This window comes from Buttiauxella cochleicola (genome assembly GCF_021283185.1).
GTDB classification, from domain to species: domain Bacteria; phylum Pseudomonadota; class Gammaproteobacteria; order Enterobacterales; family Enterobacteriaceae; genus Buttiauxella; species Buttiauxella massiliensis.
Genome location: NZ_JAJSOS010000004.1, coordinates 207,139 through 221,381 on the forward strand (window position 1 = coordinate 207,139; position 14,243 = coordinate 221,381).

General features: G+C 46.9%; 10 protein-coding genes. 8 read left to right on the forward strand and 2 right to left on the reverse strand.

All coding sequences use genetic code 11. The features are described from left to right. Positions 1-540: 540 nt before the first annotated feature. The 8 genes from cho to tus all read left to right on the forward strand — a co-directional run bounded on the left by cho (position 541) and on the right by tus (position 10,920). Positions 541-1,368 (forward strand): excinuclease Cho, encoded by an 828-nt coding sequence (gene cho / locus LVQ76_RS08140; RefSeq protein ID WP_151993335.1) that lies wholly within the window; start codon positions 541-543, stop codon positions 1,366-1,368. A 409-nt stretch (positions 1,369-1,777) separates the two neighbouring features. Next, the gene (gene ydgH / locus LVQ76_RS08145; RefSeq protein ID WP_232921389.1) at positions 1,778-2,722 is read left to right on the forward strand and encodes a DUF1471 family protein YdgH; all 945 of its coding nucleotides are present in this window, start codon (positions 1,778-1,780) and stop codon (positions 2,720-2,722) included. A gap of 187 nt (positions 2,723-2,909) precedes the next feature. Next, positions 2,910-4,292, forward strand: a complete 1,383-nt coding sequence (locus LVQ76_RS08150; RefSeq protein ID WP_064518598.1) for an amino acid permease — start codon at positions 2,910-2,912, stop codon at positions 4,290-4,292. Positions 4,293-4,323: 31 nt separating this feature from the next. After that, on the forward strand, positions 4,324-5,049 hold the full coding sequence (folM, locus tag LVQ76_RS08155; RefSeq protein ID WP_232864462.1) for a dihydromonapterin reductase: 726 nt from the start codon (positions 4,324-4,326) through the stop codon (positions 5,047-5,049). Positions 5,050-5,124: 75 nt separating this feature from the next. Next, complete coding sequence (gene rstA, locus LVQ76_RS08160; protein WP_151993332.1) at positions 5,125-5,853, forward strand: two-component system response regulator RstA; 729 nt, start codon at positions 5,125-5,127, stop codon at positions 5,851-5,853. 397 nt (positions 5,854-6,250) lie between these two features. Further along, positions 6,251-8,389, forward strand: coding sequence for an EAL domain-containing protein (locus LVQ76_RS08165; RefSeq protein ID WP_232921390.1), 2,139 nt, complete (start codon positions 6,251-6,253; stop codon positions 8,387-8,389). 181 nt (positions 8,390-8,570) lie between these two features. After that, positions 8,571-9,887, forward strand: coding sequence for a two-component system sensor histidine kinase RstB (gene rstB / locus LVQ76_RS08170; RefSeq protein ID WP_232864460.1), 1,317 nt, complete (start codon positions 8,571-8,573; stop codon positions 9,885-9,887). 103 nt (positions 9,888-9,990) lie between these two features. After that, on the forward strand, positions 9,991-10,920 hold the full coding sequence (tus, locus tag LVQ76_RS08175) for a DNA replication terminus site-binding protein (RefSeq protein ID WP_232921391.1): 930 nt from the start codon (positions 9,991-9,993) through the stop codon (positions 10,918-10,920). A 17-nt stretch (positions 10,921-10,937) separates the two neighbouring features. Here the strand turns inward: tus and fumC are convergent, their stop codons facing one another. After that, on the reverse strand, positions 10,938-12,335 hold the full coding sequence (fumC, locus tag LVQ76_RS08180) for a class II fumarate hydratase (RefSeq protein ID WP_232921392.1): 1,398 nt from the start codon (positions 12,333-12,335) through the stop codon (positions 10,938-10,940). 183 nt (positions 12,336-12,518) lie between these two features. Next, positions 12,519-14,165: a class I fumarate hydratase FumA gene (gene fumA, locus LVQ76_RS08185; protein WP_232864458.1), complete on the reverse strand. Its 1,647-nt coding sequence runs from the start codon at positions 14,163-14,165 to the stop codon at positions 12,519-12,521. Between the last annotated feature and the right edge of the window lie 78 nt (positions 14,166-14,243).

Below are 14,243 nucleotides of genomic sequence, written 5' to 3' on the forward strand. Positions count from 1 at the left end.
ATTTAGCTCCAGGGCCTTAAGACAGCTCTTTTCGACTAATTTTCATCTACAACACCTGATAATACGCTTCATCAGTGCGGCAATTCACGATTCTGCGCCGCTGCAAATTGCACATTTAACATTACATTAACCAATTAAGTTGTAAGCTTTACCACTTTTACTGGTCAAAGCACTCTTTTATGAAGCTATAAATTTTCGTTATGAAAAGTAGCTGAAATCAATAATTGCAGGGTGCGAGATACCGCAGGCAGTTACACGTTGCAACCTACAACCTTAAGCCTGCCAACTTACACAATTTTTTCCACTTTTCATGCCCCTTTCGTCATAGAACACCGAATTTTAAGCCCTTTATCTGAAGCCTCAGTCCGCGATAAAAGCAATGAAACAAACCAATCCTATGCGGAATTAACACACGCCATAAAGTTGCATGAATGATGAGAGAACATTACGATGAACTGATTAAAACACGCGCAATCTACAGACGTCTCAAGCAGCCGCCTTTGATCAACCCCACTTTCAAATAAATTAGCTAATAAAAGCATGACCCTACAGTACCAGTATCCAGAGCATCTTCGTCATACACTTAAAACTCTTCCATCAAGTCCTGGTGTATATATTTTCTACGGTTCGGATCAAAGCTTTCCTCTCTACATCGGGAAAAGCATCAACATTCGTAGTCGTGTTCAGTCGCATTTCAGAACACAATCTGAAGCGAAATTACTGCACATGACCACTCGTATTGAATTTCACCAAACCATTGGTGAAATTGGCGCCCTGTTACTTGAGTCCCAACTCATAAAGAATCACAGCCCACTCTTCAACAAAAGGTTACGAGTGACGAGAAAGCTTTGTTCTCTTCGTATTACTGACCAAACAACACAATTTGTATTCAGCAGCGAAACCGACTTCACAAATGTTAATGGCTTATTTGGGCTGTTTAAAACCAGGCATGCAGCTATAGACCAGTTAAGAGAGTTGGCAGACAAGGAACAACTTTGTTGTGGGGTATTAGGCCTTGAAAAGTTGACTGCTGGCAGGCCGTGTTTCCGTTTCTCGTTGAACAAATGTGCGGGTGCGTGTTGCGGGAAAGAGACTATTGAGCATCACCAGGAACGGCTTAGAAGTTCTCTTGAATCGATAAGAGTCCGGAGTTGGCCATACCCCGGACGCATTGCTATAAAAGAGAAATCAGGAGATCAAACTGAGTACCATATATTGAATAACTGGCTGTATTTGGGAACGGTAAACACTCTGGAGTCAGGTAAAGCAATGGTTACTCCCCCTTCACATTTTGACCGGGACAGTTACAAGATTCTTTGTCGATATGTTTTCCAGAGCGATGCCGTAAAAATCGTTGAGCTAGACTGACTGGCAAATTCTACTGCTCTTTGCTTCATATCTTTGTTGAGATAAACACCGTGCTAACCAAATACGGCATATATACCCTTACTGGGCGGTTTCAGCTGGTACAAATCCTGCTTTTATCGCCGGAGAGATGGGACACGAGAATGCGCAAATGGTATATACGGTCTACTCTGCGTGGATTTCAGGATTAGATGCTGATCAAGTCAGTCTTTTGAATAGCAAGATTGGTAATGCATAAACGGCTACCATGCCCCTATTATGCCATTTTATCAATAAGTTAACTTGATAACGCAAGCTAAATCAATCAGTTGTAGATTAGCCACTATTTCAATGCAATAATCGGCGGCTAACAGGTAACCCTCAGAGAATGCGGTATTTGTATTCATTTTGCGCAAGGCGAAGGACTATTTTTATGAAGCTCAAGAACACCCTTCTGGCATCAGCACTGATTTCCTTAATGACGCTGTCTGCTCAGGCGGCAACGGAACTGACACCGGATCAAGCTGCAGCTCTTAAACCATTTGATCGCATTACTATCACTGGTCGTTTCAATTCGATTGGTGACGCTGTCGATGCTGTTTCCCGTCGTGCGGATAAGATCGGCGCCGCATCTTTCTATGTTCAGGGTACAAGTGATGCCAGCAGTAGCGGTAACTGGCGCGTAGTCGCTGATGTGTATCATGCTGATGCCCCTAAAGCCGAAAAGACGTCCAACCGCGTTATTAATGGTGTGACGGAGTTACCGAAAGACCAGGCATATGCTCTTGAACCATTCGATACAGTGACAATTCAGGGCTTTTATCGCAGCCAACCTGAAGTTAATGATGCAATCACTCGTGTAGCTAAAGAAAAAGGTGCGGACTCCTTCTTTATTGTGCGCCAGATTGATGCTAACTCCGGTGGTAACCAACGTATTACCGCTTTCATCTATAAAAAAGATGCCAAGAAACGTGTTCTGCAAAGCGCTGACGTGATTCCTGCTGATTCAGAAGCAGGTAAAGCGGCGCTGGCTGCCGGTGGTGCTGCAGCCGCCAAAGTTGAGATCCCAGGGGTTGCAAGCTCCAGCACACCAAGCTCTGATGTTGGTCGCTTCTTTGAAACACAAACCACTCAAGGCGGGCGTTACACTGTAACGCTACCAGACGGCACTAAAATTCAGGAACTGAACAAAGTGACTGCCGCTCAAATGGTTCCATTTGATAGCGTGAAATTCACTGGCCACTATAGCAGCGGTACTGAAATTTCTTACCAGGTTGCAAAACGTGCGGCCAAGAAAGGTGCGAAGTTCTACCACATCACTCGTCAATGGGATGAACGTGGCGGTAATATGACAATTAGCGCTGATTTGTATAAATAAGCGCAGCTTTTGTAGCAAAAAGGGTGGCTTTGCCGCCCTTTTTTTATTTCCCGAGCATTTTATGGCTCATGTCATTGCAAGCAGCGTCTACACTCCGTAAAATTCCGCGCCTTAGTGTTACCCACCATTTTTATGCATAAAAACATGATAATTATTCTGGGTCTTATTTGAATATCACGGGACTGCTATGGAAAAGAAACTTGGCCTCGCCGCATTAACTGCATTGGTATTGAGTTCGATGCTCGGTGCTGGTGTATTTAGCCTGCCGCAAAACATGGCGAGTGTAGCCAGTCCCTCAGCATTACTGATTGGCTGGGCCATTACCGGTGCAGGTATTTTGTTGCTGGCGCTGGCAATGTTGGTGCTAACCCGCCTGCGGCCCGATCTGGACGGCGGAATTTTTACTTACGCACGCGAAGGTTTTGGCGAACTGATCGGATTCTTCTCCGCATGGGGCTACTGGCTTTGTGCAGTGATCGCCAATGTCTCCTATCTGGTTATTGTTTTCTCCGCACTGAGTTTCTTCACCGATACGCCGGAACTGCGCTTGTTTGGTGATGGGAATACCTGGCAGTCGATTATTGGGGCATCGGTGCTACTGTGGATGGTTCACTTCCTGGTACTTCGCGGCGTGCAAACGGCGGCCAGTATCAATCTGGTTGCCACACTTGCGAAGTTATTGCCGTTAGGTCTGTTTATCGTTCTCGCCGCTTTGGCCTTTAAACTTCGTACCTTCACCCTAGATTTTAGCGGGATTGCGCTAGGTGTTCCCGTTTGGGAACAGGTCAAGAACACCATGCTGATTACCCTTTGGGTATTTATTGGTGTTGAGGGTGCAGTGGTGGTTTCTGCTCGTGCGCGTAATAAAAATGATGTCGGGCGAGCAACACTTCTTGCTGTGACTGCGGCATTAGGCGTGTATCTGCTCGTCACATTGCTTTCGTTGGGGGTAATTGCCCGTCCGGAACTCGCCGGTATGCGCAATCCTTCGATGGCCGGATTAATGGTCGAAATGATGGGCCCTTGGGGTGAAGTTATTATCGCTGCTGGACTTATTGTTTCAGTGTGTGGTGCCTATCTGAGCTGGACTATCATGGCCGCAGAAGTGCCATATCTTGCAGCCACACATAAAGCCTTCCCGAAGATTTTTGCTCGTCAGAACAAGAATAATGCACCGTCTGCTTCGCTGTGGCTTACCAATATTAGTGTCCAGATTTGCCTGGTTTTGATTTGGTTGACGGGCTCAGATTACAACACGCTGCTAACGATCGCTTCAGAGATGATTCTGGTTCCCTACTTCCTGGTCGGTGCCTTTTTGCTAAAAGTGTCGACCCGCCCTCTGCATAAAGCAATTGGCTTTGGGGCATGCATTTATGGCTTATGGCTGTTGTATGCATCAGGCCCCATGCATTTACTGCTTTCGGTGGTATTGTATGCGCCGGGATTATTAGTCTTTATGTATACGCGCAGCACGCATACGCATGACATCAAACTTAATTTCAAGGAAAGATCTGTCATTTTCCTGATGCTGGTGGCTGCGTTTCCTGCAACATGGGTACTGGTGAAGTAAATCACCAGAAAACAACAGTAAGGAGTCGTCGATGGAGATAACATCATCCGCCCGTCCCATTTTGATTACTGGTGCCGGTAAACGAATTGGCCTGGCACTGGCGCGACACTTCCTGGCTCAAAAGCAACCCGTCATTATCAGCTACCGTACGCGTTATCCGGCGGTAGATGAGCTAGAACAGGCAGGGGCAACTTGCCTGTTCGCAGATTTCTCAACTAATCAGGGTATTGAGCAATTTGCCCTGAACGTCACACAGTGTTGCGACGGCCTGCGTGCCATTCTGCACAATGCCAGTGCCTGGCTTCCCGAGCCCTCTCACTCGTCACCCGCTCAGACCCTGGCTGAAATGCTACAAATTCACGTTAACACCCCCTATCTTCTCAATCATCTTCTCGAGCCGCTGTTGCGTGGAGGTGGGCATTCCAGTGCCGATATCATTCATTTCACCGATTACGTTGTAGAACGTGGAAGCGATAAGCACATTGCCTATGCCGCCAGTAAAGCTGCGCTTGATAATATGACTCGCTCATTTGCCCGCAAACTGGCACCTGAAGTCAAAGTGAATGCCATTGCGCCAGCAATGATCATGTTCAATGAGCATGACGACAGCGAGTACCGAAAAGCAGCATTGAATAAATCGTTGATGAAAATAGTGCCTGGTGAACAAGAAATAGTTGGGTTAGTAAATTATCTGTTGAACAGCAGTTACGTGACAGGCCGCACCCATTGCGTAGATGGCGGCCGCCCACTTAGATAATTTTGTTTACCCTCGATTTATGGCATTAAAACCTATTGCAGTGTATGTTTTCTTTTTGATCCAATGTATCGGGCTATGAGCAAAATCGTATACGTAGAAGACGATCCTGAAGTAGGAGCGTTAATCGCCGCTTATCTCGGCAAACATGACATTGACGTTATTGTTGAAAGCCGTGGTGATTGCGCTGAGGCAACAATTCAGCAGCAGCGCCCTGACCTTGTGTTGCTTGATGTCATGCTCCCCGGCAAAGATGGTATGACATTGTGCCGTGACTTGCGTCCTCAGTGGGATGGCCCGATTGTGCTGCTTACCTCTCTGGACAGCGATATGAACCACATATTGTCACTGGAGATGGGCGCTAACGACTATATCCTCAAAACCACGCCTCCAGCCGTTCTTCTTGCACGCTTACGCTTGCATTTACGCCAACGCGTTTCTGCGCAACATACTGTCGAAAGTAGCCCTACAGCGCTCAAACCTCACAAAGCTATGCGCTTTGGTGCGTTGTGTATTGACCCGGTCAATCGTCAAGTCACCCTTGGTTCAGAGAACATCACACTTTCCACTGCTGATTTCGATCTACTTTGGGAACTGGCGACTCACGCGGGGCAAATTATGGATCGCGATGCATTGCTTAAAAATTTGCGTGGGGTGACCTACGACGGTCTGGATCGTAGCGTTGACGTCGCTATTTCACGCCTGAGAAAGAAACTCTACGACAGCGCTACTGAGCCATTTCGTATCAAAACGGTGCGTAATAAAGGCTATTTATTCGCCCCACATGCCTGGGAAAGCGAAGTTTAGGTGTTCAATATTTTATTTGCTTAATACTATAAGTAACCGTTCATTTAATGAGCGGTTACTTTGATTCAACTACTTCCTTTCGAAATCCCTCCTCATATATTTCACAGCCTCACCCGACTAGTTTTAATTGTGTAAACTTATGTATAGAAATACACCTAACTTATATGATAGATTTCTGTCTGTGATTTTCTTCAAAAAAATCAGATTAATATGTCACAAAAAAACTATTTTTATTATTACTTTGTGTTCTTTTTGTTACTTATCTGAATTAACAAAAAAACTTTAAACTACATTCACGGGAAAGAACCCGTGAATGTAGAAAAATAGCTAATTTCACCTTGCCGTAACACCGGATAACTCGCTCTGACAATCCAGTTATCTGTTTAAAAACACCATTATGAGCGTAATTGCTTCAGGTAATTTTGTGATAAAAGTGTGGCTACAAAATAATTTTTTGCATCGTTTGAATAACAGTCAAATCAAGTTATTAAACAATCGTTATGCCCATGCCATTATTGCCAGCACCATGGCTATTGTTCCCTTATCGATTGTTCGTGGTTTAGTCATCACTGCGTCGGTACTTTGTGATACTGCAGGTTTTAACCAGGCAGCGCTGTGGTTTATGCAGCTACAGATTGGTTTCTTAGCGCTAGCACCACTGGTGATGAATATCTATGTTGCGGTTCACTGGGCCGTCAGAAACCGCCTGTCGCAAATATACTGTATCGCGTTAAGCATCAGTACGTTGATGATCTTCCGACGAATCATGGATGATAACGCACAATTTTTCCTGGATATCAGCATTCCTATGGCTTTGGCCTCCGGAATAATTGGTAATGTATTACAGGAAATCGTCAGTAAGAATCTGTTAAAAATTCGCCAATGGAAGGATAACAATAACGTCACAATTGTTTCGTTTTTTGTTACGTTAATGGTAATTGCCCTATTCAGCAGCATTATAAAATTAGCTGCTGAAGCTGGCTTACACCATACAATGAATTTATTCAGCCAACTGTCACTTTATTTTTACCCAACTAATTTTCTAAATGGCATTTCATACGTCCTGTTGCGCAGTGTTCCATGGTTCTTTGGTCTACATGGCTATTATCTATTTATGGACATTGATGTTGCTTTTACTGCAGCTGCAAAATTAAATATTAATGATTGGTATTCAGGTCGTGGCGCACTCAATATTCTCAGCCCTGTCTTCTACGACATGTGGTGTAATTCTGGTGGTACAGGAAATACACTGAGTTTAGTCATCTGCATTTTAATGCAGAAAAACAGTCCACACCGCCGCCTGTTGACCATCGCCGGGCCAATGGCATTGTTTAACATCAACGAACCACTGATTTTTGGTTTTCCGATTGTTCTCAACCCGGTAATGATTATTCCGTTCGTCCTGACCCCGTTAGTCTCTTACATCGTGGCGTACGGGGCGACTTACTATAGTTTTATCCCGCGGATTACCGCAATCGTTAGTTGGTCAACGCCAGGGCCTATCAAGGTGTGGTTAGCCAGCGGGGAATCCAGTGCTGCCGTGATGCTATATATTGCTCTTGTCGCTCTGGGAGTGGCTATTTATTACCCATTTGTCAAAAGTACATTAAAACAAAAAAGCGCTGTAAATAATGACATGGACTTACTGACCGGTGAGGTAAAAACCAGCCAACCGACAAACTTTGAGATGGTGCCTAACTACAATCATGTTGTAGAAGAAAACAGTAACCTTGAAGCACAAAGACAGATAGAAAAACTGCAAACCAGCGGTCAATTCATCCTGTATTTCCAGCCGCAGATACGTTTATCTGACAATAAAATCTTTGCCGTTGAGGTTTTAATCCGCCATCAGGATGACCACGGAAAGATAACGCCACCAACATTCCTGAAATATTATGAGCGTGCTGGTTTGATGCCGGAGATAGATTTCTGGGTGATGGAAAACGCACTGGATTATGTGCGAGAAAATATGCCTGAAACAGAGAGCATGACTCTATCGGTCAATATTTCCCCACAAACGTTGGTTGACTATCGACTTCTGCACATTGTGAATAAAGTGCTGACTAAACCATTGCCTGCTGGCTGGAATCTTGAGTTTGAGATAACAGAATCACAAAAGGTTCACGAACCTGTGCGTGCCGCAGAAGTGCTGGAAAAACTGCGCAGTCTCGGTATCAAAATCGCCCTTGATGATTTTGGTTCTGGCTATTCAACACTGCACTATTTGACCCGCTATCCGTTGGATAAGATTAAGCTCGATAGGTCGATGGTTCTCGGTTTGGCCAAGCCTGATGGGTTTAGCTTCCTGCAACAGGTAGTTAAATTATGCACGGTTGTTCAATGTGAAATACTCATCGAAGGTGTTGAAACCGAGCAAGAATTAGAACTTGTGAAAATGGCCGGCATTGAATTGTGCCAGGGTTTCTTGTTCCACCGCCCTTTGCCGGGAGAAACCGTGTGTCAACTTTTGGCGGAACAACACAAGATGGAAATGCAGCCAGGCCATACTCTGCCTGAGGTTGAAGTTATAGCTTAAGCCACCATTGTCATTAAACACCGCGTTTATACACACCAGATATTGTCAGCAGGGGCAAACCCTGCTTTCATACCCTGCCAACTGGGGTAAGAAAATTCTAAAATGACATCGCTCATATCCCCGTAGCGCTCCTGTAAAGCAGGAGCCAGTCTTCAGATACGTAATAACCCGGTGATTTTCATTGAAAAAGTTATTTATACAATTCTATCTTTTACTGTTCGTCTGCTTTTTGGTGATGACCATGCTGGTTGGCCTGGTATACAAATTCACCGCTGAACGTGCAGGTCGCCAGTCGCTAGATGATTTGATGAAAAGCTCACTGTATTTAATGCGTAGCGAGTTGCGAGAAATTCCTCCTCGCGACTGGAACCGCACCATTAAAGATCTCGACCTCAATTTATCCTTTAAGCTGCACATTGAGCCAATGGATAAATTCAAGCTTGATGAGATGACCATGCATCATCTGCGCGCAGGCGAAATTGTCGCTCTCGACGATGAATATACATTTATCCAGCGTATCCCTCGCAGCCACTATGTACTGGCCGTTGGGCCAATACCGTACCTCTTTTTCTTACACCAAATGCGCTTACTGGACGTCGCACTGATGGCGTTTATTGCTATCTCCCTCGCCTTCCCCGTATTTATCTGGATGCGACCGCATTGGAAGGACATGCTCAAACTGGAGACGGCAGCGCAAAGATTAGGGCAAGGACATCTTGATGAGCGAATTCATTTCGATAGCGCCTCAAGTTTTGAGCGCCTGGGCGTCGCGTTTAACCAGATGGCCGATAGCATTAATGCGCAAATCGCCAGTAAGAAGCTCCTGATTGACGGGATTGCTCATGAACTTCGTACACCATTAGTCCGCTTACGTTATCGCCTGGAGATGAGTGATAATCTTACCGAAGCGGAATCACTGGCGCTAAACCGCGACATTGGACAACTGGAAGCGTTAATTGAAGAATTACTAACCTACGCACGTCTGGATCGCCCGCAAACTGAGTTACAACTGGCAAGTGTCAACGTTCCTCGCTGGCTTGATGAGCACATTGCCGACGTCAGAATTATTCATCCCCATCTCGATATCTTGCTGGATACCCCACCTAGCGGCAATTTTGGCCTGATTGACCTACGCCTGATGGAACGCGTGACAGATAACCTGGTCAACAACGCACTACGTTACAGCAATGAGAAATTACGTATTAGCCTGTGGCTTGACGGACAAACCGCGATTTTGCAGGTAGAAGACGATGGCCCAGGTATACCCGCAGAAGAACGCGAACGAGTATTTGAACCATTTGTTCGCCTCGACCCAAGCCGTGACCGCGCTACCGGTGGCTGTGGCCTTGGGCTGGCAATTGTGCATTCCGTCGCAACCGCTATGGAAGGTTCTGTAGTCGTTGATAGCGGGGCCTTGGGCGGTGCTCGTTTTCGCTTTAGCTGGCCAATTAAGACTGAATCCGCAATGTCACTGGCCTCTATCAAGCCAAGCCGCTAAAAATCACATTGTCTCCTGCCTGACTTTCACAACACTGATGGTCAGGTTCATCTCCTTGTGTTATAAACAATAAATAGTATGTTGTAACTAATGTGGTGGCGAAATGACAAAATATGATTTGATTGAGCGCCTTAACAGTACATTTCGCGAGCTCGAGCGAGATCTCCGTCTGTTTAGTGAACAACTCGACAGCTACAGGTTGTTAGTTGGTCGCGTCTTTCAACTGCCTACGGTTGATAAAGGGAATGAACACGATGCGGTAAGCAAAATCGAGGTGACACAACGACTTGGTAGAGAAGCACATCAGGCCACCCTCGCCCATTTCACTCATTTGTTTATCCAGCAGCAGTCCGAGAAAACCAGCAGCAAAGCCGCTGTGCGCCTGCCTGGTGCGGTTTGCTATCAGGTTGACGAAACCTCCCGTCTTCAGACTCAAACCCTGGTAGTACGCATTAATCAGCGTAAACAGGAGCTTGAAAACATTATCAGTGTGGAGTCGGGGCTGCCCAGCGTGCAGCGCTTTGAGTGGGTTCACCGCCAGCTTCCTGGGCTTATCACCCTAAATGCTTATCGCTCTATTACACTGCTGGAAAACCCCACTACGTTGAATTTTGGCTGGGCAAATAAACAAATCATCAAGAATTACTCACGCCGGGAAGTTATCGAAATACTCGAAAAGAGCCTCAAAGCGAATCGCGCTGTACCGCCCTACACCCGTGAGCAATGGGCGGAGCAAATTACCCGTGAGTTAAATTCCATTACCAGCCTTTCAAATAACGTACGCCTGAAGATTAAACGACCGGTAAAAGTACAGCCCGTTGCCCGCGCCTGGTACCAGGAGCGTAAAAAACAGGTACAACATGCCTGCCCGTCACCTTTGGTGGTGCTGTGTAACCGTGATAATGGCGAAATGCCACCGGATATGGGGGAGTTACTGAATTATGATGCGGAGAATATTCGTCATCGCTATAAGCCGGATGCGCAACCACTACGGCTGGTAATCCCGCGCCTGCATTTGTACTGCGAGGAATAAATGCAGGCGCGTCGGCCTTACTGTTTCATGCTGCCAACCATCTCTTCTGGTCGCACCCAGGCATCAAACTCGTCTTCACTTAGATAGCCAAGTTTCAGCGCTGAAGCTTTCAAAGTTAACCCTTCTTTATGGGCTTTCTTGGCAATTTCTGCTGCTTTGTCATAACCAATATGCGTATTGAGTGCAGTCACCAGCATCAGTGATTCGTTCAGTAATTGCGTAATGCGGTCACGATTCGGCTCAATACCCACCGCGCAATGTTCGTTAAAACTTTCCATACCATCTGCCAGTAAACGCACCGATTGCAAGAAGTTATGAATCACCATCGGGCGATAAACATTGAGCTCAAAGTTGCCTGACGCCCCACCCATATTTACCGCCACATCGTTACCCATCACCTGGCAGCAGAGCATCGTCACCGCCTCACACTGGGTAGGATTCACCTTACCAGGCATAATTGAGCTGCCCGGTTCATTCTCAGGAATAGCGATTTCACCAATTCCACAGCGCGGGCCAGAAGATAGCCAGCGCACATCGTTGGCAATTTTCATAAGCGACGCCGCCAGCCCTTTTAGCGCACCATGCGAATGAACCAGCGCATCACAGGTCGCCAGTGCTTCGAATTTATTCGGCGCGGTGATAAACGGTTGCCCGGTAATTTCTGCGAGTTCTTTGGCGACGCGTACTGCGTATTCGGGATGGGTATTCAGCCCTGTTCCAACAGCCGTACCGCCTAATGCTAGTTCGGCAACGTGCGGCAGACTGTTTTCAACATGCCTGAGATTATGCTCAAGCATCGCTACCCAACCGGAAATCTCCTGGCCCAGGGTAAGCGGGGTTGCATCTTGTAAATGAGTACGGCCAATTTTAACGATGTCACGGAAGGCTTCCGCTTTACCCTGCAATGTCTCTCTCAATAGGGTTAGCTGCGGGATAAGTTGTTCGCGCACTGCAATGACAGCAGCAACATGCATCGCCGTTGGGAAAACGTCATTCGAACTTTGGCTCTTATTCACATCGTCGTTCGGGTGAACTTTTCGATCCATGCCACGCACGCCGCCAAGAATTTCGCTCGCCCGGTTTGCCAACACTTCGTTCATATTCATATTGCTCTGTGTACCCGAGCCGGTTTGCCAGATAGCCAGTGGGAATTCATCCGGGTGTTGGCCCGCCAGAACTTCGTCGGCCGCCTTAATAATGGCGTTGCCACGATCCTCCACCAGCAATCCGAGATCCATATTTACCTTCGAGGCAGCTCGCTTGGTTAATGCCAACGCGTGGATCAGCGCCGTGGGCATTTTTTCGGTGGAAATACGGAAGTGCTCAAGTGAGCGCTGAGTTTGCGCGCCCCACAGTTTATCTGCCGGGACGTCGATTGGGCCCATTGAGTCTTTTTCACTGCGACTTGATGCCATTTCATTCTCCTTAGACATAGAGCATCCCCCAAAATAATTCGAGGTGCGTCAAGGTGGCAAAGGATCTTATCCCGATGAGCTTACATAAGTAAGTGATTCGGGTAAGGGAGAGTAGCCAACACAGACGCAACTCGAAGAATGAAGGGGGATAAAAAAACCGCCCTGATGGGCGGCTTGAGTGTCTTACTTCACGCACCGCGTACATTGCGAGGCGTGTATTTTCTGGAAGAAGTCGTTGCCCTTATCATCCACCAGAATAAAGGCCGGGAAGTCTTCAACTTCGATCTTCCAGATGGCTTCCATACCTAATTCCGCATATTCCACGCAATCAAGGCTCTTAATGCTCTGCTGCGCCAGAACTGCCGCCGGGCCGCCGATACTACCAAGATAGAAACCGCCATGTTTATGGCAGGCATCCGTCACTTGCTGGCTACGGTTGCCTTTTGCCAACATCACCATGCTGCCGCCGTTGGCTTGCAATAAGTCGACATAGGAATCCATACGCCCGGCGGTTGTTGGCCCAAGTGAACCTGATGCATAACCGTCTGGCGTTTTAGCAGGACCCGCGTAATACACCGGGTGATCCTTGATGTATTGCGGTAAACCTTCGCCGTTGTCGATACGTTCTTTGAGTTTAGCGTGGGCGATGTCACGTGCCACAATTATCGTGCCGCTTAGAGAAAGACGAGTTGAAACAGGATACTGCGCCAGTTGTTTTAGGATCTCACTCATCGGACGGTTCAGGTCGACTTTAACTGCCTCCCCTTCACCCGCCTGACGCAATTCCTGCGGGATAAATTTTCCTGGGTTGTGTTCGAGTTTTTCGATCCAGATACCATCGCGGTTGATCTTCGCTTTAATGTTGCGATCGGCTGAGCACGAAACACCCATACCAATCGGGCATGACGCACCGTGACGCGGCAAGCGCACAACACGGATATCGTGGGCGAAGTATTTACCACCAAACTGCGCGCCAAGGCCAAGGTTCTGAGCTTCTTTTAATAACTCGTTTTCAAGTTCTACGTCGCGGAATGCCTGCCCGTGTTCGTTACCTTCGGTTGGCAGACCATCATAGTATTTGGTTGAGGCGAGTTTTACGGTTTTAAGCGTCGCTTCAGCCGATGTACCGCCGATCACAAACGCCACATGATACGGTGGGCACGCTGCAGTCCCGAGGCTACGCATTTTATCGACCAGGTAATCTTTAAGGCGGCCAGGACTCAACAGCGCCTTAGTTTCCTGATAGAGATAGGTTTTGTTTGCTGAACCGCCGCCTTTGGCGATACAGAGGAATTTGTATTCAGCGCCATCAACACTGTAAAGATCGATTTGCGCAGGCAGGTTTGTGCCGGTATTCACCTCTTTGTACATATCCAGCGCCGCGTTTTGCGAGTAGCGCAGGTTATCTTCAATAAAGGTGTTATAGACGCCACGAGACAGTGCCTCTTCATCACCACCGCCAGTCCAGACACGTTGGCCTTTTTTACCCATGATAATTGCCGTACCGGTATCCTGGCAGGTTGGCAAAATACCTTTTGCAGCGATTTCGGAGTTACGCAGGAATTGCAGCGCGACATACTTATCATTTTCGCTGGCTTCAGGGTCATTCAGGATATCGGCTACTTGTTGCTGGTGGGCCGGGCGCAACATAAACGAGGCATCGTGGAAGGCGTGTTTGGCGAGTAAAGTGAGGGCTTTAGGATCAACTTTCAGGACTTCCTGCCCTTCGAACTCTGACACGGAAACATAATCACTGCTGAGCAGGTAGTATTCTGTTTCATCTTTTTTTAACGGGAACGGTTCTTGATAATGAAAGTCTTTATTCGGCATTGTTCTCTCACTTACTACGTTAATTATTATCTTTTATACCCTTTAGATTTCAAGCCTGGGCCAACCCCGCTGTGGCTT

What these genes read in the sequence shown, in the direction of transcription:
- fumA (WP_232864458.1), bottom strand. Translation starts at nt 14,165, where the DNA reads ATGCCGAATAAAGACTTTCATTATCAAGAACCGTTCCCGTTAAAAAAA.
- rstA (WP_151993332.1), top strand. Translation starts at nt 5,125, where the DNA reads ATGAGCAAAATCGTATACGTAGAAGACGATCCTGAAGTAGGAGCGTTA.
- LVQ76_RS08150 (WP_064518598.1), top strand. Translation starts at nt 2,910, where the DNA reads ATGGAAAAGAAACTTGGCCTCGCCGCATTAACTGCATTGGTATTGAGT.
- fumC (WP_232921392.1), bottom strand. Translation starts at nt 12,335, where the DNA reads ATGGCATCAAGTCGCAGTGAAAAAGACTCAATGGGCCCAATCGACGTC.
- cho (WP_151993335.1), top strand. Translation starts at nt 541, where the DNA reads ATGACCCTACAGTACCAGTATCCAGAGCATCTTCGTCATACACTTAAA.
- LVQ76_RS08165 (WP_232921390.1), top strand. Translation starts at nt 6,251, where the DNA reads ATGAGCGTAATTGCTTCAGGTAATTTTGTGATAAAAGTGTGGCTACAA.
- folM (WP_232864462.1), top strand. Translation starts at nt 4,324, where the DNA reads ATGGAGATAACATCATCCGCCCGTCCCATTTTGATTACTGGTGCCGGT.
- tus (WP_232921391.1), top strand. Translation starts at nt 9,991, where the DNA reads ATGACAAAATATGATTTGATTGAGCGCCTTAACAGTACATTTCGCGAG.
- ydgH (WP_232921389.1), top strand. Translation starts at nt 1,778, where the DNA reads ATGAAGCTCAAGAACACCCTTCTGGCATCAGCACTGATTTCCTTAATG.